This window comes from Nocardia sp. TBRC8007, from assembly GCF_056629435.1.
In genome coordinates this window covers 85,567-108,612 of the sequence record NZ_JBWSOR010000009.1, presented here as the reverse complement: position 1 = coordinate 108,612, position 23,046 = coordinate 85,567, and the positions used below count along the sequence as shown (strand labels likewise).

The 23,046-nt window shown below is 63.6% G+C and carries 20 protein-coding genes and 1 pseudogene; 9 read left to right on the top strand and 12 right to left on the bottom strand.

Translation table 11 applies throughout. From position 1 onward, the window contains the following. Positions 1–39: 39 nt before the first annotated feature. Together ACX4ZE_RS11145 and ACX4ZE_RS11140 are read left to right on the top strand one after the other, a co-directional pair. On the top strand, positions 40–591 hold the full coding sequence (locus tag ACX4ZE_RS11145; RefSeq protein ID WP_480273288.1) for a MarR family winged helix-turn-helix transcriptional regulator: 552 nt from the start codon (positions 40–42) through the stop codon (positions 589–591). A 151-nt stretch (positions 592–742) separates the two neighbouring features. Then, complete coding sequence (locus tag ACX4ZE_RS11140) at positions 743–1,783, top strand: Hsp70 family protein (protein WP_480273287.1); 1,041 nt, start codon at positions 743–745, stop codon at positions 1,781–1,783. A 48-nt stretch (positions 1,784–1,831) separates the two neighbouring features. On the opposite strand, the gene ACX4ZE_RS11135 is transcribed toward ACX4ZE_RS11140, so the two are convergent. Then, positions 1,832–2,608 (bottom strand): enoyl-CoA hydratase, encoded by a 777-nt coding sequence (locus ACX4ZE_RS11135; RefSeq protein ID WP_480273286.1) that lies wholly within the window; start codon positions 2,606–2,608, stop codon positions 1,832–1,834. Between the two features lie 302 nt (positions 2,609–2,910). On the opposite strand from ACX4ZE_RS11135, the gene ACX4ZE_RS11130 reads away from it, so the two are divergent. From ACX4ZE_RS11130 to ACX4ZE_RS11120, 3 genes are read left to right on the top strand one after another with little or no spacing between them, the layout of a single operon-like run. Further along, positions 2,911–3,207: a hypothetical protein gene (locus ACX4ZE_RS11130; protein WP_480273285.1), complete on the top strand. Its 297-nt coding sequence runs from the start codon at positions 2,911–2,913 to the stop codon at positions 3,205–3,207. Further along, entirely contained in the window at positions 3,207–4,406 is a 1,200-nt protein-coding gene (locus tag ACX4ZE_RS11125; protein ID WP_480273284.1) for a DUF6973 domain-containing protein, read from the top strand. The genes ACX4ZE_RS11130 and ACX4ZE_RS11125 overlap by 1 nt, the downstream gene beginning before the upstream one ends. Beyond that, positions 4,375–4,812: a hypothetical protein gene (locus ACX4ZE_RS11120; protein ID WP_480273283.1), complete on the top strand. Its 438-nt coding sequence runs from the start codon at positions 4,375–4,377 to the stop codon at positions 4,810–4,812. The genes ACX4ZE_RS11125 and ACX4ZE_RS11120 overlap by 32 nt, the downstream gene beginning before the upstream one ends. Before the next feature lie 271 nt (positions 4,813–5,083). Here ACX4ZE_RS11120 and ACX4ZE_RS11115 read toward each other — a convergent pair whose 3' ends face one another. The 6 genes from ACX4ZE_RS11115 to ACX4ZE_RS11090 all read right to left on the bottom strand — a co-directional run bounded on the left by ACX4ZE_RS11115 (position 5,084) and on the right by ACX4ZE_RS11090 (position 11,835). Further along, positions 5,084–5,854 (bottom strand): metallophosphoesterase family protein, encoded by a 771-nt coding sequence (locus ACX4ZE_RS11115; RefSeq protein WP_480273282.1) that lies wholly within the window; start codon positions 5,852–5,854, stop codon positions 5,084–5,086. A gap of 178 nt (positions 5,855–6,032) precedes the next feature. Beyond that, entirely contained in the window at positions 6,033–6,932 is a 900-nt protein-coding gene (mmsB, locus tag ACX4ZE_RS11110; protein ID WP_480273281.1) for a 3-hydroxyisobutyrate dehydrogenase, read from the bottom strand. Then, a complete protein-coding gene (locus ACX4ZE_RS11105; RefSeq protein ID WP_480273280.1) occupies positions 6,929–8,011 on the bottom strand; it encodes an enoyl-CoA hydratase/isomerase family protein in 1,083 nt (360 codons plus the stop codon). The genes mmsB and ACX4ZE_RS11105 overlap by 4 nt, the downstream gene beginning before the upstream one ends. Positions 8,012–8,081: 70 nt before the next feature. Next, positions 8,082–9,221 carry an acyl-CoA dehydrogenase family protein gene (locus tag ACX4ZE_RS11100; protein ID WP_480273279.1) on the bottom strand — a complete coding sequence of 380 codons (1,140 nt, stop codon included), beginning with the start codon at positions 9,219–9,221 and terminating at the stop codon, positions 8,082–8,084. Between the two features lie 3 nt (positions 9,222–9,224). After that, complete coding sequence (locus ACX4ZE_RS11095; protein ID WP_480273278.1) at positions 9,225–10,724, bottom strand: CoA-acylating methylmalonate-semialdehyde dehydrogenase; 1,500 nt, start codon at positions 10,722–10,724, stop codon at positions 9,225–9,227. A 157-nt stretch (positions 10,725–10,881) separates the two neighbouring features. Then, on the bottom strand, positions 10,882–11,835 hold the full coding sequence (locus ACX4ZE_RS11090; RefSeq protein ID WP_480273277.1) for a DUF2157 domain-containing protein: 954 nt from the start codon (positions 11,833–11,835) through the stop codon (positions 10,882–10,884). A 241-nt stretch (positions 11,836–12,076) separates the two neighbouring features. Here ACX4ZE_RS11090 and icmF point away from each other — a divergent pair, with 241 nt between their 5' ends. After that, on the top strand, positions 12,077–15,289 hold the full coding sequence (gene icmF, locus ACX4ZE_RS11085; RefSeq protein WP_480273276.1) for a fused isobutyryl-CoA mutase/GTPase IcmF: 3,213 nt from the start codon (positions 12,077–12,079) through the stop codon (positions 15,287–15,289). A gap of 226 nt (positions 15,290–15,515) precedes the next feature. Continuing rightward, positions 15,516–16,589: an amidohydrolase family protein gene (locus ACX4ZE_RS11080; protein ID WP_480273275.1), complete on the top strand. Its 1,074-nt coding sequence runs from the start codon at positions 15,516–15,518 to the stop codon at positions 16,587–16,589. A 23-nt stretch (positions 16,590–16,612) separates the two neighbouring features. Here the strand turns inward: ACX4ZE_RS11080 and ACX4ZE_RS11075 are convergent, their stop codons facing one another. Next, entirely contained in the window at positions 16,613–17,419 is an 807-nt protein-coding gene (locus tag ACX4ZE_RS11075) for a helical backbone metal receptor (protein WP_480273274.1), read from the bottom strand. Between the two features lie 377 nt (positions 17,420–17,796). Beyond that, positions 17,797–19,608 (bottom strand): annotated as a pseudogene (locus ACX4ZE_RS11070) (DEAD/DEAH box helicase); the annotation flags it as partial. 141 nt (positions 19,609–19,749) lie between these two features. Between ACX4ZE_RS11070 and ACX4ZE_RS11065 the strand changes: the two are divergent. Beyond that, on the top strand, positions 19,750–20,112 hold the full coding sequence (locus ACX4ZE_RS11065) for a hypothetical protein (protein ID WP_480273273.1): 363 nt from the start codon (positions 19,750–19,752) through the stop codon (positions 20,110–20,112). A 24-nt stretch (positions 20,113–20,136) separates the two neighbouring features. Here the strand turns inward: ACX4ZE_RS11065 and ACX4ZE_RS11060 are convergent, their stop codons facing one another. From ACX4ZE_RS11060 to ACX4ZE_RS11050, 3 genes are all read right to left on the bottom strand, one after another. Next, positions 20,137–20,955, bottom strand: coding sequence for a sulfurtransferase (locus ACX4ZE_RS11060; protein ID WP_480273272.1), 819 nt, complete (start codon positions 20,953–20,955; stop codon positions 20,137–20,139). A 134-nt stretch (positions 20,956–21,089) separates the two neighbouring features. Next, positions 21,090–21,896, bottom strand: a complete 807-nt coding sequence (locus ACX4ZE_RS11055; protein WP_480273271.1) for an SDR family oxidoreductase — start codon at positions 21,894–21,896, stop codon at positions 21,090–21,092. 106 nt (positions 21,897–22,002) lie between these two features. Further along, entirely contained in the window at positions 22,003–22,488 is a 486-nt protein-coding gene (locus ACX4ZE_RS11050) for an Lrp/AsnC family transcriptional regulator (protein WP_480273270.1), read from the bottom strand. Between the two features lie 151 nt (positions 22,489–22,639). Here ACX4ZE_RS11050 and ACX4ZE_RS11045 point away from each other — a divergent pair, with 151 nt between their 5' ends. Then, positions 22,640–23,029 carry a hypothetical protein gene (locus ACX4ZE_RS11045; protein ID WP_480273269.1) on the top strand — a complete coding sequence of 130 codons (390 nt, stop codon included), beginning with the start codon at positions 22,640–22,642 and terminating at the stop codon, positions 23,027–23,029. The last annotated feature ends 17 nt before the right edge of the window (positions 23,030–23,046 follow it).

Genomic DNA, 23,046 nt, shown 5'->3' with positions numbered 1-23,046 from the left:
TACCCACACCCGCACTCGCCCGCATGAAATGATCGGAGCATGTCTCGACCACGCCCGCTTCCACTGGACCCGATCGAGGAGGCCCACCGCCAGTGGGCCTACCACGGCTGGGGAGATGTCGCCGACGGTATGGCCGTGGTGACCTCACTGGTACGGGCCCAGCAGATCGTGATGGCACGAGTCGACGAAGCACTGAAGCCGACCGGCCTGACTTTCTCCCGCTACGAGCTGCTGATGCTGCTCAGCTTCAGTAAGACCGGCACCCTACCGATGGCGAAGGCCAGCGCGCGATTGCAGGTGCATCCCACCAGTGTGACCAACACCGTAGACCGTCTGGAGGCGGCGGAACTCGTCGAGCGCGTACCGCACCCCAGCGACCGACGCACGACGTTGATCGAAATCACCGACGCCGGAAAGGCACTGGCGGCGAAAGCGACCGAAGAACTCAACGCGAGGGTGTTCGCTTTCCCTGGACTCCCGCCGGACCGGCTGCGTACACTCCTGCAACTGCTGGCTGAATTCCGGCATACCGCTGGCGACTTCGATACTGGGGAAGAGACGGCGCGCTGGTCGGCAGGCACCACGACCTGAGGCGACAGAGACCGATCGGTCGCATACTCGCGTGATTCAGCTACGTGACTACGCTGGGCATCCGTCTCCTGCGCGCTTTCCGGGCCTTGTCGACTCGACAGCAGCGCCCTATCGCTTGGCAGCGACGACGAAAAGGTCCACCATATGTTTCATGGTGCTGGTTTTGGGGGTGTCAGCGGGCGCTAGCGGGGCGCACGCGATGCTGACGCACTCCGATCAGCCGCATCTACCTCCGATCGATCGCTGCGCGGTGCCACGGCGCGCAGGCGGCGGTATCGAGGAGCCGGTCATCGAGGCGATCCGCCGGATGAACAGCGCCGCCGACCAGCGCGACGAGCTGATCTCCGCAACGGCCGTGACGTGCCGCTGCCCTCTGCACGCCGAAACCATCCGCGCGGGCGCGCCCGGGCTCACCATCATCGATGAACCGCTAGCCCAGTTGCGCTACCTGCGCTTCACCGGTCAACTTCCGGACGGCGGCACGGTACTTCTCTACGATCTGGGCAGCTCCGGACTGACCATCACCCACGCCGATTGCCGCACCGGCGCGATCCTGGCCAGCAAACGCAGCACTGTGCTGTGCGGTGACGGCTACGACACGCTACTACGCTGGCGGCTGGCCCGTAGTGGGGTACTCACCGACAAGCCGACCAGTCGACGGTATCGTGAAGAGCTCAGCGCGGCCAGAGTGGTAACCGCGATCGACCGCGGCACCGGTGAGCGAACCGTGGTAACCCGCAGCGACCTGGCCGAATTGTGCGTCGCGAGCATCCACCACTCCGCCTCCTTCGTGCGCCAGATCATTGCCGAAACCGAGGTCCAGCCGAAGGTCATGGCGCTACTCGGCGGCTGCACCCGTAATCCCGACCTACGCGCGAAGCTGGCCGAACTGGTCGAGCTGCCGGTCATCTCCGACCCGGAGCCCGACTTCGTCTCCGCACGTGGCGCTGTCCTACTCGCTGCCGCGCGACCGGGCGGCAGTATCCGAATGCCCCGACTCCGGGCCGACGCAACGCTGGTCACGGCTACCACGGACCGACGCAAACTGATTGCGGCGGCCGCGGTTACCGTAGCTCTTGGGGCCACTGTCGCCGGACTGCTCATCACTGATAGGAACTCGCCCCCACTGCGCGACCGCAGCGTACCCTCACCTGTGGAGATAGTCGTGCCCACACCCGAACCTGGCGGATAGTCCACAGCACACCTACCCCGGTCGAGCCCTTCGACCTGGACGCCGTCGTCAACGGTTGGTGAACGTCGCCGAACGCTTCTCGACGAACGCGCTCATACCTTCCTTCTGGTCCTCGATCGCGAACAACGAGTGGAAGACCCGACGTTCGAACCGCAGCCCCTCGGCCAAAGTCGTCTCGAACGAGCGGTTCACCGCCTCCTTGGCGATCATCGTGACCGGCAACGACATCGCCGCGATGGTCTCGGCGACCTCGAGCGCGGTATCGAGCAGTTCCACTGCGGGCACGACCCGCGAAACCAGCCCGGCCCGCTCAGCCTCCTCTACATCCATAGTGCGCCCGGTGAGCACCAGATCCATCGCCTTGGCCTTGCCGATCGCGCGGGTCAAGCGCTGCGAGCCGCCGATACCGGGGATCACGCCGAGCTTGATCTCCGGCTGTCCGAACTTCGCGGTATCGGCCGCCAACAGGATGTCGCAGAGCATGGCCAGCTCACAACCGCCGCCGAGTGCGTAGCCGGCGACCGCGGCAACGGTGGGCTTACGGAACTGCGCCAACCGCTCCCAGCGGGCGAAGTAGTCGTTCAGGAACATGTCCATATACGACTTGGGCTGCATCTCCTTGATATCGGCGCCCGCCGCGAAAGCCCGCTCCGATCCGGTGATCACGACGGCGCCGATCTCCACGTCCTGCTCCAGCTCGTCGAGCGCGGCGATAACATCGTCGAGAACCTGCGCGTTCAGCGCGTTCAGCGCTTTCGGGCGGTTCAGCGCAATCCAGCCGACCCGTCCCTTGCGCTCCAGCAGAATCGTCTCGAAGTCGGTCACTCGGCATCCTCTTGATCGCAGCGGTTATGGATATCGGTGACGATACAACCCACTCAGCGCGAGCAGCACCATCCGCAGCCGGACCTCATCATTTCCATTAGCGTCACAGCCACTGGCTAGCGACACAGCTACTGGCGAACTCACCGAACCGGCAATGCCGCACTATCGCAACGACTTCGAATACATCGGCGGCTTCCTACAGGCATTGCCGCTCATGTTAGGGTCGACCGAGTTCGCAGGTAGCACACTCGTTGGCATTTAAACCCGAGTGACCCGAGCTACCGCAGATCAAGGGAGGCACTGTGCTGCAAGCCGATGCAGATGAGCTGATCGAAGTCGCGCAGAAACTCGAAAAATTCGGAAACGAAATAGATAGCCTGGACATTCGAAGCAAGCCGAGCCCAGAATTAGCCGGTGCCGAAATTCATCACTACTTCGCAGAACTTGCCGAGAAGGTCGAGGGTGCGTATCTACAAATATCTGATCGAATGCGGTCCGTTGCAGCAAAGACCCGAACATGCGCCAATAACTATAATATGACAGATCAAGAATTCTCAGTAAAAATGAACGAACTCGATTTCACGGTTGCACAGAACTGATGAAGATATCGAAATCCGATCTGGAGCGTTGGAACCTGACGCCCCTTCAAGAGTGGGCTGACACACTTCAAGGAATCAATGAGCGAGTCTTGAACGCCATCGGCGGTGCGCGAACTCACTTCGCAGAAGCAGGGCCGCGGTGGCAAGGCGTTGCATACAACGCGGCATATGAGCGCGTATCCGAGGATCATGATCAATCCCGACGCGTGTACTACGAAATCTCGGATGTCCCCGGTCTGGTAAAGAACTCGGTTACCGATCTCGGGCTTTTGCGCAACGTACTCTGCGGCAAGGCCGACGATGCGGTCGAAGCCGGCTTTCTCGTAGACGATGATTGGACCGTTCATGGACCAGACGATACGAAAGCAGCAACATATCAAGATGCAATTGACATAGCCCACACTGCTTTGGTTCGAGAAATTTCCGATCTCAAAAAGAACATATTGAATCAGGCGAGAGCAATCGAGGCTGCAGGTGATCTTCTTGGATCCGGTAACTTTATCGACGAACAGTCGACTAGTAACCGACAGACAACACTTGCACAACGGTTCCACGATGACATACTGAATAGATTCAATGTTCCAGTGGACCCGGAGGGAATGACCACATGGCCGAAGCCGCCACTCAGTTGGGCGTTCGGCGAGCAAAAGATGACATCCGAAGAAGCACGACTGCTCGATGACCTCGGAATTCTCGGCGCCCGCGATGCATATGGGGTGTACAAAACCGCGATTCACGAATCCGAGAATGTTTTCGACCGCCAGGGGCTTACCGATGGTCATTCGGATGCATTTCGGCACGCATACTGGAACGCAATGCTCGCCAACCGCTTCGGGGCAGAATTCGCCGAACAGTATACGAACGCCCATGAAGGTGTGGACACCAGCTCAGCAGCAGCTGAAGCAATGGACCTTCACAATAATTTGATCGGACGCAAAATCGCAGCCGAACACCCCGATGCCAGCCCTGAGGAACTGGCAGATTATGTGAAGAACTCAGTGCTTCGAGGCGATATGGTCGTAGTGGGTCCGGATGGCCTGCTTGCGCCGAGCGATCAGATTCCTATCGGCAATACAGGCAAAGCCGATGGCCCACCCGCCACTGGCGGAGTCAAGCCTGCCCCGACCGGAAAAGACTTCACTTCAGGGGGGTACAACCCTGGAAGCGATGGCGAAAGTTATGGCACCTATGACAGCTAAGAAGGTTTTCCGCGCCTCGATAGCCATCGGTATCGTTTTACTGGCTGCATGTTCTGCTCATAAAGGGGTTGTTTTGGAAGAGAATCAGATGCTGTCCACGAGATTGACAGAGCTTCGACAAACGGGGGGTTCGGTAACTCTAGTCGACTGGACCGCCGGCGACTGGGATTCGGTGTTCGTATCCCACCATCCGGTTTCCCGTGACTATGTCGAGAGTCAAGTAGGTGGCAAAGTCGACATGGATGATACATTTATGCAGCGTGGAAATATACTTGTCTTCTTGAAGGGGAGCGAAGTAGTCAGGGCAATCTATATCACTCCAGACCTTCTCCAACCTGGTAGGTACACCAACAGAGTTCAGGTCACCGCTGACGGACACCCGGCATTGCTCGAGATGTCCGAATAACGGCGTGTGCTCTTCGAAGGCTTCGAGCGCTCGCAAACCGGCCGACACAATTTCTCACGATCGACGTATCCAGGTACTGGGCCCGAACTTCGCCGCAACATCGAACGTGATCACGTGACAGATGCCTAGTCGGAAGCTCTCGACATACCACGCCGGCTCGCTCAGTACGGGCAGCACTGCTGAGCGCTGCTGGACTTCACCATCGCCACCATCACCGAACAGCTCCCCATACTCGGGCACAGCCGATCTCTCGGTACCACACCGCCAAGCCTCATGTGGTCACCTCCATCTGATGGCGTGCGATCGGGGCGACCTTGTACACCGCGTATGTCCGGCCGAGAACAGGGTAGGAGACATTACGTACCGGTACACCACCGCGAGTGCGGCCGAATTCCGTTCCACCGTGGGCGTGTCCATGAATCGCGAGCAGCGCGCCGCCCGCATCGACCGCATCGGCCTGGTCGTGGCACCCTAGTCCGGGGTAGATCGCGGGTGGTTCACCGACCAAGGTGTCGACAACCGGCGCGAAATGCATCAAAGCTATGCGGATTTCACAGTCCAGCGACTGGAGCGCCTGCCGCAGGCGAAGAGCGTCGAGCGGACCACGGCGCATGCGGGCACGGTGTTCAGCGGTCCCTTCGTCTGGGGTGCCCGGATAGCCGGGAAAGCCGCCACTACCGCCCATTACCCCCGCGATACCGACACGGACACCGTCGAATTCGAGGAGTATCGAATCACCGTCCAGAACGTGCGCACCGAGGGCGGTGAGCTGATCCGCGATCTCGGAACCGAGTCCTTGATCGTGATCATGATTGCCGAGTACCGCCACCACCGGTACCGGAATGCCGTCGAGTTCAGCACAAAGCAGGTCGGATTCCTCGCGAGTACCTCCTTCGGTGAGGTCGCCCGCCAACAGCAAGACGTCAGCGTGCGCGGCGAGACCGAGAAAATCGTGGCGGAATCTCCCCGCTACCACCTCGTGCATGTGCAGGTCGGCAACGGCCGCCACGCGAAGACCACGTGGGGTATGCACTGCGGGCACGTGGCCATTAACTCACTGCTATCCGGAGCATGTCAAAAGGGACTTCCGGGTAACCGCAGTCAGCGTGCCATGGCTCGGCACAGCATCAGTGAGTGAGCGGAGTGATTTGGTGGCATCAGAACGCTGCTCGACCACCATTCGACTACCGTCGTTAATTCACAATAAGTGGCTGACGCTCTCAGCCACCCGAGCGGGGCTCATCACTCCGTTCTCTGATATCGGTGATGATGGCCGAGAAATCCCGACCAGCGTCGGTCTGGTCGAACCGGGTGTAGATCTCGGCGGCGAGCTGCCCGAGTCGGCCGTCGATATCATTCTCCCGCAACGCGTTCGCGGCCAGCCCGAGGTCCTTGGCCATCAAGGCGGCGGCGAAGCCCGGTTGGTAGTCGTTGTTGGCCGGGCTGGTCGGCACCGGGCCTGGGACCGGGCAATAGCTGGTCAGCGCCCAGCTATTGCCAGAGGCGGTGGAAACCACGTCGAAGAACGACTGATGGCTCAACCCCAGCTTCTCACCGAGCACTATGGCCTCCGACAGCGCGATCATCGAAACACCCAACAGCATGTTGTTGCAGATCTTCGCCGCTTGGCCTACCCCGGGGCCACCGCAGTGCACGACCTTGCCGCCCATTACCTCGAGCACAGGAAGCGCGGCAGCGAAATCTTCCGCGCCGCCGCCGACCATGAAGGTCAGGGTGCCTGCCGCCGCGCCGGCTACGCCGCCGGAGACCGGGGCATCCAGCGCATGGTGTCCGGCGGCGGTAGCGCGTTCGGCAGCGGTCTTGGCGTCGGCCACATCAATGGTGGAACAGTCGATGAACAACGTACCCGGCACGGCGACCGGAAGCAGCTCAGCGTAAACGTCGAGGACGAGTTCGCCGTTGGGCAACATGGTGATCACGAGGTCGGCGGCAGCGGCGGCAGTGGCCGTAGCGACGACCGTCGCCCCGTTCCGCTGAGCCTGCTCCCTCGCCACGGGCACCGGGTCGAAGGCGAGTACTTCATATCCGGCCCGCACCAGGTTCGCCGCCATCGGCGCGCCCATATGGCCGAGGCCGAGGAAACCTATCTTCGTGCTCATCGCGCCACCTCCGGAACCGCCAGACCCAGTTCTCGATCGCCCAGTCCGGTGAAGTATGCGTCCACCTGTACGTCGGTGACCTCCGCGAGGGTCGCGGGCGACCAGCGCGGGGTGCGGTCTTTATCGATCACCTGCGCCCGAATACCTTCGACCAGATCAGGTGAGGACAGCGAGGCGATCGAGACGCGGTACTCCTCGTTCAACACCGCTTCCAAGCTGGACGCGGTCCGCGCCGCGCGTAGGGAACGCAGCGTGACCTTCAGCGCGACCGGGGATTTCGCCAGGATCTCGACGGCCGCCGCTTGCGCCTCTGGTGCTTCGTGCGCCTGTAGGCGCGCCAGTATCTCCTCGACGGAGTCGGCGCTGTAACAGGCGTCGATCCACTCCTGCCCGGCGAGCAGCGCGGATTCTGGCGCGTCCGTAGCGAACTTGGCGATCGCGATATCGACGCTCTCGGTACGCAGGGTCTCCAGCAGAGCGGGCAGATGTTCAGTGGTAACGAAGTGGTCTGCGAAACCTGCCTCGATGGCATCACCCGGGCTCATGCGCGCGGCGGTCAGTGCGATATGGGTGCCGATCTCCCCTGGAGCGCGGGCCAGCAGACATGTGCCACCGACATCCGGGACGAAGCCGATGCCCACCTCGGGCATACCGATCTTGGACCGTTCTGTGACGATGCGATGGCTACCGTGCCCGGAGAGGCCGACGCCGCCGCCCATGACGATGCCGTCCATCACCACCACGTACGGCTTGGGGTAGCGACCGATCAGCGCGTTGAGAATGTATTCGTCCCGCCAGAATCGGCCGGTCGCCGAATCGGCCGTGGTGGCACCGTTTTTCGCATCGGCGTGGATGGCGACGATATCGCCGCCCGCGCACAAGCCACGTTCGCCCTCACCGGTGACCACGACACTGCGCACCTGGTCATCCTGCGCCCAGGCGTGCAGTGCGTCCGTGATAGCGCGAACCATCGGATGGTTCAGCGCGTTGATGGCCTTGGGCCGGTTCAGGGTGATCAGGCCGAGCCCGTCACGCTGTTCGAGCAGGACTTCCGGTTGGTCCATGTGATGTTCTCTCATGCTGTTACCTCTCCGGCACGAACGGGGCCCTCCATGGCCACGCTCCGCTGCCACCTCCAGGCCTGACCGCTCATGCCGCGCCGACCAGTGAGCGGGCTACGATTACCCGCATGATTTCGTTGGTGCCCTCGAGGATCTGGTGTACCCGCAGATCACGGACGATCTTCTCCAGGCCGTATTCGGCCAGGTAGCCATAGCCGCCGTGCAACTGAAGCGCTTTGTTGGCGACCTCGAAGCCCGCGTCGGTGGCGAAGCGTTTCGCCATCGCGCATAACTCCACCTTGTCTGGCAAGTCGGCGTCCAGAGCCGCGGCGGCCCGCCACAGCAGAGTGCGCGCGGCTTCCAGTTCGGTGCGCATATCGGCGAGGTCGAATTGCAGCGCCTGGTTTTTCAGCAGCGGCTTGCCGAATGCGTGTCGTTCGGCGAGGTAGGGCACTGTTTTGTCCAGTGCGAACTGCGCACCGCCGACCGAGCACGCGGCGATATTGAGCCTGCCGCCATTGAGCCCGTTCATGGCGATGCGGAAACCGTCGCCTTCCGCGCCGAGCCGGTTCGCCGCAGGCACCCTGGCGTCGGTGAAGATCACCTGGCGAGTCGGCTGGGCGTTCCAGCCCATCTTCTTTTCGTCAGCGCCGAAAGAGATGCCCGGAGTGTCGGCAGACAGGATGAATGCCGAGATCCCGCGTGCTCCCGCTTCCCCAGTGCGCGCCATGACGACATAGACATCAGTGGCGCCGGCACCGGAGATGAACTGTTTGACGCCGTTGAGGATGTAGTCGTCGCCGTCACGGACGGCTTTGGTGCTCAGCGCCGCCGCGTCCGAACCGACGTCAGGCTCAGTGAGTGCGTAGCTGGCCAGCAGTTCCATCCCGGTCAATCGAGGCAACCAGTGGTGGCGTTGACGCTCGTCGCCGTAGCGGTCGATCATCCACGTCGCCATATTGTGGATGGAGATGTAGGCGGCGATAGCTGGGCAGCCGGTGGCCAGCTGCTCGAAGACGCGCACGGCGTCCAGCCTGCGCAGCCCGGAACCGCCGGCGTCCTCGCGCACATAGATACCGCCGAGACCGAGCGGTCCCGCCTTACGCAGCACATCGACCGGGAAATGCTTCTGCTCGTCCCACTCCAATGCGTTGGGTGCGAGAAATTCGTCCGCGAAGCCGCGCGCGGTGTCGCTGATCGCCCGTTCGTCGTCGTCGAGTGCGAACATCGGTCAGTCCATCGTAGGGATGACGAAGGTGTTGCTTTCCTTCCGACCAGCCGGCCAGCGCTGGGTCACTGTCTTGGTCTTGGTGTAGAAGCGGATGGAATCCGGTCCATGCTGGTTCAGATCGCCGAATCCGGAGCGCTTCCAGCCACCGAAGGTGTAATACGCGATCGGCACCGGGATCGGCACATTGATCCCGACCATGCCGACTTGGACACGCGCGGCGAAATCACGGGCGGTATCGCCGTCACGGGTGAATATCGCGACACCATTGCCGTACTCGTGCTCGTCGGCAAGGCGCAGCCCTTCTTCGTAATCCTTGGCGCGGACCACACTGAGCACTGGCCCGAAGATCTCCTCGCGATAGATCCGCATGTCCGGGGTGACCTTGTCGAACAAGGTGGCGCCGACGAAATAGCCTTCCTCGGCGCCTGCCACGACAAGGCCACGTCCGTCCACCACCAGCTCGGCCCCCTCATCGATGCCGAGTTGGACGTACTTGTTCACCCGGTCTACCCCGTCTTGACCGATCAACGGGCCGTAATCGGCGCCGAGGTCATCGGAGCGGCCGACATTGAGCTTGCGCACCCGCTCGGTCAACTTGGCCACCAGCCGATCAGCGGTCTGCTCACCGACCGGAACAGCCACCGAAATAGCCATACACCGCTCCCCCGCTGACCCATAACCAGCACCGACCAGTTGGTCGGCGACATCGTCCAGATCAGCGTCCGGCAGCACAATCGCATGATTCTTCGCGCCGCCGAAGCACTGAGCGCGCTTGCCGTTCGCAGTCGCAGTCTCGTAGATGTACTGCGCGACCGGGGTGGAGCCGACGAAGCCGACAGCCTTGATCCGCGGGTCGCGAAGCAGCGTGTCGACAGCTTCTTTGTCTCCGTTGATCACATTGAACACCCCGGCAGGCAGGCCTGCCTCCACGAACAGCTCAGCAAGGCGCAGCGGCACCGACGGGTTGCGTTCAGAAGGCTTGAGCACGAATGCATTGCCGGTGGCCAATGCTGGACCGGCCTGCCACAGCGGGATCATCGCCGGGAAGTTGAACGGGGTGATACCCGCGACGACGCCGAGTGGCTGGCGCATGGAGTAGACGTCGATGCCGGTGCCAGCGCCCTCGGTGTACTCACCCTTGAGCAGGTGCGGGATCCCGGTGGCGAATTCGATGACTTCCAGGCCGCGCTGGATATCGCCCTTGGCGTCGGCGATGGTTTTGCCGTGCTCGGACGACAGCAGCGCGGCGAGCGAGTCCATCTCGTCCTGTACCAGGGTCAGGAACTTCATCAGCACCCGCGCCCGCCTCTGCGGGTTGAACGCAGCCCACTTCGGCTGCGCGGCCACTGCGTCGACGATAGCCGCTTCGACCTCGGATCTGTTCGCCAGCGGCACCCGTGCCTGCGCCTGGCCGAGATTGGGGTCGAAGACATCGCCGAAGTCGCCAGAGGCGCCCGGCACCTGTTGTCCGCTGATGAAGTGGGTGAGTTCGCGAACCATGCCAGTCCTGTTCTCGTTGCCGATCCGAACCCCGCCAGTTCGGTATTGTTTGTCACCCTATAGTTGGATGACCAAGTATCAAAATTATATGACCTACCCACAGTGACTATTCGACGCTGAACCAGCGCCGCAGAGCCACGACAGATAGGCGAAGCGGCTAGTCGGTTCGAGTGAGGCGGAGCGCGGCGACAATCAGAAGAGTCGCGCCGGTCAGCACGACCACACTGGCCGCACTGAGCGTGTCGTCGGTCCATTCGGACACCGCGCGACCGACCGAGAGCGCGATCGCACTGGCACCGCCGATGACGAGCATTGTCGACCGCTGCGTCGTGTACAAACCGAAACACACGACCGCCACCAAGGCAGTGAGCACGTGGGCCCATATCGACCCAACGACGTCGATGGTTTGCGCACCGGCAATCGAGGTGACTATCGCGATCGAATACCCGGCCCATGTCTCGACCAGAGCGCCGAACCTGGTCAGTGCGAACCACAACCCACCGAGCAGCAACGCGGCCACACTGCCCCACACCTCACCCAGCTCGAAGACCTCGATCAACAGGCCGACCAACGCGGCGGGCACAAAGCAGGCGCAGACGAACAGACCCAATAACGAGGGCAACGCGACATAACCGAACACTGCCACCACCGCACCGGCAATGCAGACGAAAACCCACCCGCTATGGACATTCCCGTGATCGATCGCGGTACCGACCGACCCAGCCGCGGCGGCCGAAGCCAGCGCGAACAGCACCGCCGCTAGCCGCGTGCGGGCGCTGTGCGAAATGCCGGGACCAGAGAACAAAAGAGACGAACTTCTGGCGAGTGCCATCCCACCGAACAGCAGCCCGATCGCGATCGCCGCCAGCACACCCCCGCGCACCAGCTCATCCAGCCTTTCCCATGACGACTCCATCATCAAGCCGATCCCACCGAACAGCAGACCAGCCCCGAGATAGGCGAAAATCTCCGCGAACACCTTTCCGCGCGAAGGCTCCGCCTCTTGTTCAACCGCTAGCGCCGCGACCACCGCATCGGCTTGAGACTCGGACAGCACCCCCACCGCGACCAGTCGTGCCATGGCAGCCCCCGCCGTATCATCACTCACCATGCGCCCAGTATGTCCAAGTCGGCTGCCGCAGTGCGGCAAACTGCGCGCGGCGCAACCGAAATCCGCGACCCAGGCCCGTATCCACCGTAACGAGCCGAATTAGCCTCGGCAGGTCCACGCGACCAACAGCTGCGGCAAACGGGACTCGGCAGGCAGTGCGGCTAGAAATGTGAGCACGGCCACCGTACGATTGGTTTGACGTCCTAGTGTCGGGCGCCAATGGAATCGCCGGAGGAATCCCATGGCCGACAGCAGCGCGCTCTACTCACCCACTCACCCTGTTCGCTTCGTCACCGCCGCCGCTTTGTTCGACGGGCACGACGCAGCGATCAACATCATGCGCCGCATCCTGCAGAGCCAAGGCGCTGAGGTGATCCACCTCGGTCACAATCGCGCGGTCAGCGAGGTGGTCGACGCGGTACTCACCGAGGACGCTCAGGGTGTCGCGGTCAGTTCGTATCAGGGCGGGCATATCGAGTACTTCGAATATCTGGCCGAGGCGTTGAAAAAAGCCGGAGCCGAACATGTCCGGATCTTCGGCGGTGGCGGCGGCGTGATCGTCGCCGAGGAGATCACCCGGCTGGCCGAATCCGGCGTAACCATCTTCTCTCCCGAGGACGGGCAGCGACTCGGACTGCCAGGCATGATCAATCAGCTGATCCGGGCCTGCGATACCGACCTGACGACCGCACCGCCTGCGCTGGAGGCAGTGCTCGCGGGCGAGCGCGCCGCCCTGGCCCGCACCATCACCTGTCTGCAAGCAGGCGCGTTGCCCGAGACCGACCGGCAGCGACTGAACGCGGCCGCGCGCACTGTGCCGGTACTGGGCATCACGGGCACCGGCGGCTCAGGGAAATCCTCGCTCACTGACGAATTGGTGCGCAGACTGCGCTCGGATCAGCAGGACAAGGTACGGGTGGCAATCCTCGCGGTCGATCCGACTCGCCGCCGTGGCGGCGGCGCATTGCTCGGCGACCGCATCCGAATGAACGCGCTCGACGATGAGCACATTTTCTTCCGCTCGTTAGCCACCCGCGGCGGCCGGGAACTGCCCGACAACATCGATACGATCCTGACTGCCTGCAAGGCCGCCGGATATGACCTGATCATCCTGGAAACGCCGGGCACAGGCCAGGGTGATTCGGCAGTGAGCGAGCACGTCGACGTGGCGATGTATGTGATGACTCCCGACTATGGCGCTGCCTCCCAACTGGAGAAAATCGACATGCTGGATTTCGCGGATGTGGTGGCGATCAACAAGTTCGAACGCCGTGGCGCCGCGGACGCGCTACGCGATGTGGCTCGGCAGCTGATCCGCAACCGGGAAGAATTCCATGCCGTGCCGGAGGATATGCCGGTCTTCGGCACCAGCGCGGCGACATTCAACGACGATGGGGTGACCGCGCTCTACCAGCACCTGATCGGTGTGCTCGCCCACTATGGCCTTCGCCTGGAGCCCGGCGTGCTGCCCAGGGTGGATACCCGCGTGTCCACCCGCTTCGCGCAGCTTATCCCACCAGCACGGGTGCGTTATCTGGCCGAGATCGCCGAGACCGTACGCGGCTACCACGCCGAGACCGCCGCACAAGTCCTTGCCGCGCAACGCCTGCAAAGACTCGAACAGGTAGCCGCCGAACTACCCGCCGACACCGCCGTCGCCGAGCTGACCGAGCACGCCCGCGCCGAGCTCAGCGCGGCGAATACCGCGTTGCTGGCCGAATGGCCCGCACTCGCCGCGTCCTACTGTGGGCATGAGCATGTGGTGCGGGTACGCGATCGCGCGATACGCACCTCGCTGCGCCGGGAAACGTTGTCCGGTACATCGATCCCGCGAGTCGCCCTCCCCCGCTATACCGATCACGGCGAGCTGTTGCGCTTCCTACGTACCGAGCATCTGCCCGGTCGCTTTCCGTTCACAGCAGGAGTGTTCGCATTCAAACGCGACACCGAGGACCCGGCGCGAATGTTCGCGGGCGAGGGCGACCCATTCCGCACCAACCGCCGGTTCACAGTACTCAGCGCGCATGCCGAGGCGAAAAGACTGTCGACCGCGTTCGATTCGGTGACGCTCTACGGGCACGATCCCGCCGAGCGTCCCGATATCTACGGCAAGGTCGGCACCTCCGGGGTATCGATCGCTTCGCTCGACGATATGAAAGTCCTCTACGAAGGCTTCGATCTGACCGCGCCGACCACCTCGGTATCGATGACCATCAACGGTCCCGCACCGACCATCCTGGCGTACTTCCTCAATACTGCTATCGATCAAGCGCTGGACCGTTTCGCGGCCACTCAGGACAGGCCACCGACCGACGATGAAGCAGCTGAGATCCGCGCGCGCACCCTGGCCACGGTGCGTGGCACTGTGCAGGCGGACATCCTCAAGGAGGACCAGGGCCAGAACACCTGCATCTTCTCCACCGAGTTCAGCCTGCGCATGATGGCCGATATCCAAGAATGGTTCGTGCGCAACGGCGTCCGCAATTTCTACTCGGTGTCGATTTCCGGCTATCACATCGCCGAGGCCGGCGCGAACCCGATCAGTCAGCTTGCTTTCACACTGGCCAATGGGTTCACCTATGTGGAGGCATACCTCGCACGCGGCATGCACATCGATGACTTCGCGCCAAACCTTTCGTTTTTCTTCTCCAATGGCATGGACCCGGAGTATTCGGTTATCGGTCGGGTAGCCCGGCGTATCTGGGCGATCGCCCTGCGCGACCGCTACGGCGCCAATGAACGGTCACAGAAGCTGAAGTATCACATCCAGACCTCCGGCCGGTCGTTGCACGCACAGGAAATGAACTTCAACGACATTCGCACCACCTTGCAGGCGTTGATCGCGATCTACGACAATTGCAACAGCCTGCACACCAATGCCTACGACGAGGCGGTGACCACCCCCACTGAGGAATCGGTACGCCGCGCCCTGGCCATCCAGCTCATCATCAACCAGGAGTGGGGTGTCGCCATGAACGAGAATCCGCTGCAGGGAAGCTTTCTAGTCGACGAACTCACCGATCTGGTCGAGGAGGCCGTGCTGACCGAATTCGACCGGATCAGCGCACGCGGCGGCGTGCTCGGCGCGATGGAGACCGGCTATCAGCGGGGGAAGATCCAGGACGAATCGATGCGCTACGAACAGCGCAAGCACGACGGCTCGCTGCCGATCGTCGGCGTGAACACCTTCCGTGCCACCCATGATGAGCCGGATCGGGTCATGGAGCTAGCGCGCGGCACCGAGGCGGAAAAGCAGTCCCAGCTACGGCGGGTTCGTGAATTCCAGCAGCGGCACCATGACGCCGCCCACACTGCCCTTGCCCACCTCGAAGCGGTAGCGCGCACTGACGACAACATCTTCGAGGTGCTGATGGCCGCCGCTCGGGTGTGTACGCTGCAGCAAATCACCGACACCTTCTGCACCGTCGGCGGGCAGTACCGCCGCACCATGTGAGACCCGCGAAGTGCTTCCCGGCAAGCGATCCAGCACCATTACGACGTGGATACCGGCTTCTACGGTCTACCGGCCCTTACTTCGACCTACTCCTACGCCATGTGGGAAACAGACGAGATCGCGATGGGCGTCGCCACGTCGGGACGAACTCGCTGATTTCCCACCAGCCACACCGGACCTGTGAGAATCTGCCGGGAAAACCATTGACTCCGTTGGGACGGCAACTATGGACCTCTCGGGTATCCAGATCGTCGACGCACATATCCACCAGTGGGATCCATTCACCACTCCACGACCTTTCGGCGCCTTGGCGAAACTGCTCCGGCTGCTGCCGGTGCCGTTGGGTGTGGTCAAGCACCTCGCGCCGCGACGGGAACGGCGGTTCGTCGGGGACGACCCGACTGTTTTCCTGCGGCCCTACCTTCCCTCTGATTACCGCGCCGATGCCGGGAACACACCGATCGAGACGATCACACACGTCGAGGCCGGGTGGTTACAGCCGGGGCCGCTCGGCAAGGCCGGCGAGACCAGGTGGGTAGCGGGGTTGCCGCTGCGGGAAGCTCCCCGGCTCGGTGCGATAGTCGCCGGCGGTGACCCAGCGGCACCGGGGTTCGCCGAGCTGCTGGACGCGCATGCCACCGCGTCACCGCTGCTGCGCGGTATCCGGACCATGACCGCTGAGCATCCTGATCCCGATGTGCGGCCGTTCGTCGACACGGCGGGCACACTCACCTCGACAGCGTTCCTGAACGGCTTCGCACAGCTCGCCGAACGAGGCCTGTCCTTCGACGCGTGGGTATATTCGCAGACCATTCCCGACGTCACCACCTTGGCTGAACACTACCCCGAAGTGCCGATCGTATTGGACCATCTCGGCACTCCGGCAGGCATTCTCGGCGCGGTCGGCAAGCACACCGGGACGCATCCCGGACTACGCGGACAGCTGATGGCGCGGTGGCGCGACGATCTCACCGCACTGGCCGCGCGCCCGAACGTGGTCGCGAAGGTCAGCGGACTGATGATGCCGGTTCTCGGCCACCCGGTCCCGCCCCACGGCAAGTCGACCCCGGTAGCGGACCTGGTCGACCGGATCGGCCCGCTGGTCGAGCACGCCCTCGACGTCTTCGGCGCCGACCGCCTGATCTGGGGCTCCAACTTCCCGGTGGACAAGCCGATCACCACCATCGCCGACAGTATCGAGGCGATCGCGACCGTGATAACCGGCCACGGCGGAGGCCAGAAGGAACTCGAGCAGGTCTTCCGGACCACCGCGCAGCGCGTGTACCGGATCGCGGACTGAACAGATACCCGCACCGGGAGCGGCTAACCGCGCGGCTGATCCACAGCTCGCGCACCGGTCAGTTGTGCGGCGAGCACACCACGCGCTGTCGCCAGTGACGGCCCGTACCACGTGAGGGCGCGCCCTTCCACCAACGCGACCGGGATGCCCGGAAAAGCTTCGGGCCCATCGGTTTCGGTAAAAGGATACGGCTCGTCGGGAAGTACCGCCAGGTCGATGCCTCCGGTCAGCTCCGCATGGGTGACGCGCGGGTAACGGTCCGGGCGATCAGCGTGCACCAACCGCAGACCCAGGCGGCGCGCGATATCGCCGGCAAAAGTATCACGCCCGACCACCATCCACGGGCGCCGCCAGATCGGGATAACGGCGGCACGACACAATGCGGGTACCTCTGGTGCCCAAACGGATTCGGCCTGGAGCAGCCAGGGAGGAATATCGACCCCGAGCGCCTGCGCACAGACTCTGGTGAGCGAGTCCACAGCCTCGTCGACTGTTTCCACCTTGGTGACCCAGACCGGGATTCCCGCAGCGCGTAACCGTTCGACATCGATACGGCGGTTCTCCTCCTTATTGCACAGCACCAGATCGGGGGCGAGCTCGATGATGCGCCGCAGGTCTGGATTCTTGGTTCCCCGAATCCGTTCCACCGCAAGCCCGGCCGGGTGCGTGCACCATAGCGTAGCGGCGACAAGGACTTCCGGACAGGTGAGCGCCACTGCCTCGGTCAAGGACGGAACCAAGGAAACCACCCGGCGTGGGGGTGTGCGTACATCGACAGGGGCGCCGAGGTCGTCGTGCGGCGCCATCGCCGATGGGCTCTCGCCTGCCACACCTGCCAGACTACAACAAAGCATTCGTTCTGGTCGGTATGGTTTCCGCATAGAAAATGGCCAGGTGTGCGCATCCCTCGGGTGCGCGCGCGTGCCCAGTTCAGCGCAAAGGCAGTATGCGGGCACCGTTGTGACAGTTCCCGGTCGCTCCGACCGGCGGGAGAATGGAGAACGGTACCCGGCGTCGGGAAGTCTCTGGTCCCTTCGCTGCACCGGAATCGCCCTGCCCCTGATATCCGGTGCAGCCATCAGCCCCGATACCGGGTGCCAACCACGCTGGTCAGCTGACGAACACACGGTACAGCGCGGTGAGTTCGCGCAGTCCTGCGGCGGCGATCGCCTCGTCGGCCGCAGTCATCCGTAGCGCCTTGCGCAACAGCACGGAACGACTGCGGGCTGCCGAGCAGCTTCGGCGCCGCGAAATCCATGAGCGCGCGCAACTCTTCCAACCGGTTCTCCACCGGAGTCCCGGTGAGCGCCAGCCGGTGCCGTGCGGGCAACGACCGCGCCGCCCGTGCTTGCCTGGTGCCCGCGTTCTTGACGTGCTGTGCCTCATCCAGAATGATGCGATTCCAGCCCTGCCTGCTGAGTTCCTCGACGTCGCGGACGAGCAGCGCGTAGGTGGTGATCACCAGATCGGCCGCGGCGACCGCCGCGTCGAGTTCGGGCCCTGCCCGCCGCCCCGCGCCATGGTGCACCCACACCCTGAGGTCGGGCACGAATCGTGCGGCCTCCCGCTGCCAATTGCCCACCACCGACATCGGACATACCAGCAGCGTCGGTCCCTGCGGCGCAGCCATCTCGGGCGTGGCGCAGGCCGAGGCAGGCCACGACGGTGCCTGTTCGCGCTCGTGCGCCAGCAGAGCGAGCACTTGTACGGTTTTGCCCAGTCCCATGTCATCGGCCAGAATCGCCCCGCAGCCCAGCCTGCTCATGGTGGCCAGCCAGGCCAGACCACGTTCCTGATAGGGCCGCAATTCGGCTTTCAGCCCGATCGGTCGGGTCACCGGTTCCAGTTCCCTCGTGCGATCGAGCAGGTCCGCGACCCAGCCTGAGGCGGTGACCTCGGCGATCGGCACCCGCGGCACCCGTGAGCCCGCGATATCGCCGAGCAGATCCGCGAAAGTTATCGGGGAGTCGTCGGTGTGCGCGGCGATATAGCGGGCCGCGGCGGCGAGCGCCCTGTGGCCGCGCAACTGGACTAGATCGGATTTTTCGCGCACGAGCCGTTCTATCTCGGCCTCGGTCAGCACGATGTCACCGAGTGCGAGCTCCCAACGATAGGAGACCAGGTCACTCATCCCGACGACGCTTTCCGCAGCAGGCACGGCACTATCTACCCGAAGGCGCATACTCGGTTCGGCGATGCTCCATGCCCTTGGCAGCAGCAACCGCACTCCCGACGCGTGCAGGGCGTGCGCGCCGTGCTCGACGAGGTCGATCACCACCTCGGTCGGCAGTAACAGGTCCATAGTGCGCGGATCGCCCGGCACATCCCGCAACCGTGGGTAGACCCGCTGCGCCGCGCCGAGTTTATCCACAGCGATCCGGACTCGACTCGGATCGCCATGCAGCGGAACCGGCATGGGCGCCGCACCGGGGACACACAAGCAAACCTATAGCCGCCACAGTGTCATCGGCTCAGGCGCGGCATCGAGTTCGCCCTCCGGCTCTAGCAAGCGGAGCACCAGATCCGGTTCGTCCTCAGTCAGGCAGGCTCGCCAACGCTCCAGCGCCTCGGCCACCTGTAATGCCTGTGGCATGACAGCGGCCAGTTCGGCCAGCCACGCACGTTGCCGTTCGCCGCCGACCAGCCGCCAGCGCACCCACCATTGACCATCCGCCCTGCACAGGCCCGGAACGACTCGCCCGGCCCGCACCCAGCATTCGATACCGCGCGCGACATGGGCGAGAAAACGCAGATCCCCGGACACCTCCTCGGCGAGTAACCGCCCGAGCAGGACCTCGGCAGCCGCGGCTGGAGCGAGGGCATGCGCGCGAACCCGCTCGGTCATGATGCCGCCGGGCCCGGCGACCAGGACCTCCGCTCGATGTCGCAGCTTCGCGACCCCCGATACACTGCCCACCGGGCCAGGCTGCACGACGTCCGGATCAGCGGATCGGGTGGTGACTGGCGTGTCGTACCAGAGCGACAACCCGGACCCCGGCGACCACAGACCGTGCAGCATCAGCCCATCCAATCAAGCGGCGCCGACGCCGCCACGGCGCGGCCCTCCTGGATTTCTGCGCAATCCCGGAACATACTGGAATAACCGCTGGTCATCGTGAAAGAACCGCAGTTTGGTGTCAAGGGAAGCCGAGGAAGCAGCATGACGATCCTGCTCCAGGTACTCGAGCAGAGCTTTACGCCGACGACCCCATGGGAACGGCGCAGATTCACCTTTGTGCACGCCGACAAGATCGTCGGCATGCGGCTCGACGGACAGGGCGGTGTGTGGCTGGACCTCTCCCGGCCAGGTGAATCCCAGCGTCTGGCCCGGACCACCGACCCAAGTGAAGCGATCACCTTTCTGCTCACCGCGTTCGCGAAAATCGCCGAGTGCGAAGATCGTGGCGGCTCATGGCTGGTCGGACACGACGGAACGCGCACAGAGTCGATCGCGGCGACCCGATTTCCACCGAGGACGAGCGAGGTCGCCGACGACGATCTGCTGGCTCGCGCCTGGTTATAGGCGCCGAGCAGCAGAACTGCCACCTCAGTCGCTGGTCGCCACCGGTCGCTTCGGGTCATTCGACCACTGTGACCACGAACCGGGATACAGCGCCGCGTCGACGCCGGCCATGGCCAGCGCCGCGATCTGGTGCGCCGCCGTCACACCGGATCCGCAATACACCGCGACCGGCCCAGAACCGAATCCGGCGAACCGCTCGCGCAGCTCGTCTGCAGGACGGAACCGGCCATCGGCGTCGAGATTCTCGACGGTCGGGGCGCTGATCGCGCCGGGAATGTGGCCTGCCCTCGGGTCGATCGGCTCCACCTCTCCGCGGTAACGCTCGCCCGCGCGCGCGTCCAGCAACACTCCCTGCCATTGGGCCGCAGCGTCTGTGTCGATCACCGGCAGCCGGCCGGAGCTCATATCGACATCTCCTGGTTCGGGGTCTGGTTCGGCGCCGGTCGCGATCGAACCGCCTGCACCGATCCAGGCGGACAGTCCGCCGTCGAGAATACGCACGTCGGCGATACCCGCCCAACGCAGCAGCCACCAGGCGCGGGCGGCGGCCAAACCTGCGGTGGCATCGTAGACGACAACAGGATCGCCATTGCGCACACCCCAGCTCCGCGCGCACTTCTCCAATTGAGCGGGGTCAGGAAGCGGGTGCCTACCCCGCGCGGCTGAGGGTGGGGCGGCCAGTTCGGTTTCCAAATCCACGAATACCGCTCGGGGAATGTGGCCGTCGAGATAATACTGTGGCCCGTCCGGGTCGCCCAGCGCCCAGCGAACATCCAGCAGGCGAAGCCGCTTGTCCGCCAATTCTTCTCGAAGCTCCCTCGGTGAGATCAGTACCGTGCTCAACTCAGCTCCTCGTCCCGAATCGCATCCTCGCGCATCGACTTCCCTACCCTACGCATCAGCATGCCTCGTGTCGCTCTACCTCGGTCCGCAGCGCGTGGCATACGAACCCGACCCAGGACACACACATCGGCCCACTATGCCTGCAAGGTGGCCTGAAAACGGCGCATGCCATCGAGCCAGCGGTCGTAGTCGGAGCCTTTGTAGCGGTACATCTTCAGCACTTCGGGGTGCGGCAGGATCAGGAAGCGCTCATCCGCCACCCCGGCGAGCACGACGTCGGCGACCTGCTCCGGGGACAATACCGCGCCCGCGCTGGTGACGGCCCGCACCGCCAGCTCGGCCGCGGCGGCGTGCTCCGGCGGAACGGGAGAACCGTGCAGTAGCGGTGTCTCCACCCCCATAGGGCATACGCAACTCACCCGAATCCCGCTGTCGCCGTATGTGACCGAGAGCCATTCGGCGAACCCGACAGCAGCATGCTTGGATACCGAATAGGGCGCTGATCCGAGTTGTGTGAGCAGACCGGCCGCTGACGCCGTGCTGACGAAATAACCACAGCCGCGTTCCAGCCAGCCGGGCACCAACAGCCGCGCGGCCCGAATATGCGCCATGATGTTGACCTCCAGCGCGGCCGCCCACTGCTGATCGGTACTGTCCACATCCCCGCCCCCGCCGATACCGGCATTCGCGAAATACAGATCCACCGGTCCGAATTCGGCTTCCGCACGCTCGATAAGCGCACGGATCACCGTTTCCTCGGTCACGTCGCCACCGACCGCGACCGCACCAGGACCAAGGGACCGCGCCACCCGTGCCACGCGCTCGCCATCCAGATCGGCAAGCACCACCTGGGCGCCTGCGGCGACAAGCCGGTCCGCCAAAGCGGCCCCGATACCTGAGCCCGCTCCGGTGACAATCGCAACTTTGCCCGAAATCTCCATTCCCGCACCCTAACGGGAGAACCTCACGTCCTAGCGGGAGAACGCAAACCTCGCCGCGAAAAGTGCGGCGACACCTTGTCCACACGGGCCGCGAGGGCACCCAACATCAGTTTGCCAGACGCTCCAGTAACGGCGCGGTACGCGGACCGACCAACTCCCGCATCACCAGCGCCATATTGGTTCGCTCGACACCGGGGATCTTGAGGATCTGCCCAGCGATCCGGTACAGATCGTCGGCATCCTGCGCGACCACCCGCACGGTGAGATCGGTGGACCCGGTCATGCCGCACACCTCGGTCACCTCGGGCACCTCGGCGAGCTCGTCCACTACCGAATCCAACCGGTGCTGATCGACGACAACCGCGACAAAGGCCGCGAGCGGATAGCCGAGCGCCCGCGGCTCGACCCGGCGTTCGAAACTGCTGAGCACTCCACCTGCCTCCCAACGAGACAAACGAGCCTGCACGGTATTGCGGGACAGACCGAGCCTGGCTGCCAGCTCAACACCCGTCGCCCTAGGGTTGGCGACCAGTTCCAGCAACAGCCTGGCATCGGTGGCGTCCAGACGCGTACCGACGGTTTCTCTGGTCATAGCATTTCTCTGGTCAAAGGACACAACTCGACATCATTTCTCCGGCCAGAATTGAGCATTCTGCCAATTGTCCTCTCATACACTTGTGCAATTCGCATTCTAATGGACGCTGTGAGATACACCATAATCCGCTGCGGGGAGGCGAGCGCCCATGCCGAGCAAAGCCGCACATCCAGTGGAATCGACGCCGAGGCCACCGTACTGCAACAGCAACGCGAACTCGGCCTATGGGCGCCGCTACTTCGCCGCCGCGCGGATCGTCGAACGCTGCTTCTACTGCCTGGAGACACCGGTCCTGCGCGTCGGCGGACGGCGGATTCGACATCCCCTACCCCCGGCTGAGCTCGAGAAATACCCTCTGCCCGACCTCGGTCGCATTCCCGACGCGCTCGACCGTCCACTCGCAGCCTGGCTCAGGGCCGCCGTAGTGCGAGGTACTCACGTGCAAGACCTCACCCGCCAGGAACTTCCGGACTCCGTCCTGGAATTCCGGCTTCCCGATCTCGGAGAGGGGCTGACCGACGTCGAGCTGGTGCCCTGATCGGTCGCCATCGGCGA

Bases quoted from the DNA above. Each gene is read 5' to 3' on its own strand.
- ACX4ZE_RS11145 (WP_480273288.1), top strand. From the start codon at position 40: ATGTCTCGACCACGCCCGCTTCCACTGGACCCGATCGAGGAGGCCCAC.
- ACX4ZE_RS11140 (WP_480273287.1), top strand. From the start codon at position 743: ATGGTGCTGGTTTTGGGGGTGTCAGCGGGCGCTAGCGGGGCGCACGCG.
- ACX4ZE_RS11125 (WP_480273284.1), top strand. From the start codon at position 3,207: ATGAAGATATCGAAATCCGATCTGGAGCGTTGGAACCTGACGCCCCTT.
- ACX4ZE_RS11120 (WP_480273283.1), top strand. From the start codon at position 4,375: ATGGCGAAAGTTATGGCACCTATGACAGCTAAGAAGGTTTTCCGCGCC.
- mmsB (WP_480273281.1), bottom strand. From the start codon at position 6,932: ATGAGCACGAAGATAGGTTTCCTCGGCCTCGGCCATATGGGCGCGCCG.
- ACX4ZE_RS11105 (WP_480273280.1), bottom strand. From the start codon at position 8,011: ATGAGAGAACATCACATGGACCAACCGGAAGTCCTGCTCGAACAGCGT.
- ACX4ZE_RS11100 (WP_480273279.1), bottom strand. From the start codon at position 9,221: ATGTTCGCACTCGACGACGACGAACGGGCGATCAGCGACACCGCGCGC.
- ACX4ZE_RS11095 (WP_480273278.1), bottom strand. From the start codon at position 10,724: ATGGTTCGCGAACTCACCCACTTCATCAGCGGACAACAGGTGCCGGGC.
- ACX4ZE_RS11090 (WP_480273277.1), bottom strand. From the start codon at position 11,835: ATGGTGAGTGATGATACGGCGGGGGCTGCCATGGCACGACTGGTCGCG.
- icmF (WP_480273276.1), top strand. From the start codon at position 12,077: ATGGCCGACAGCAGCGCGCTCTACTCACCCACTCACCCTGTTCGCTTC.
- ACX4ZE_RS11080 (WP_480273275.1), top strand. From the start codon at position 15,516: ATGGACCTCTCGGGTATCCAGATCGTCGACGCACATATCCACCAGTGG.
- ACX4ZE_RS11065 (WP_480273273.1), top strand. From the start codon at position 19,750: ATGACGATCCTGCTCCAGGTACTCGAGCAGAGCTTTACGCCGACGACC.
- ACX4ZE_RS11055 (WP_480273271.1), bottom strand. From the start codon at position 21,896: ATGGAGATTTCGGGCAAAGTTGCGATTGTCACCGGAGCGGGCTCAGGT.
- ACX4ZE_RS11050 (WP_480273270.1), bottom strand. From the start codon at position 22,488: ATGACCAGAGAAACCGTCGGTACGCGTCTGGACGCCACCGATGCCAGG.
- ACX4ZE_RS11045 (WP_480273269.1), top strand. From the start codon at position 22,640: ATGCCGAGCAAAGCCGCACATCCAGTGGAATCGACGCCGAGGCCACCG.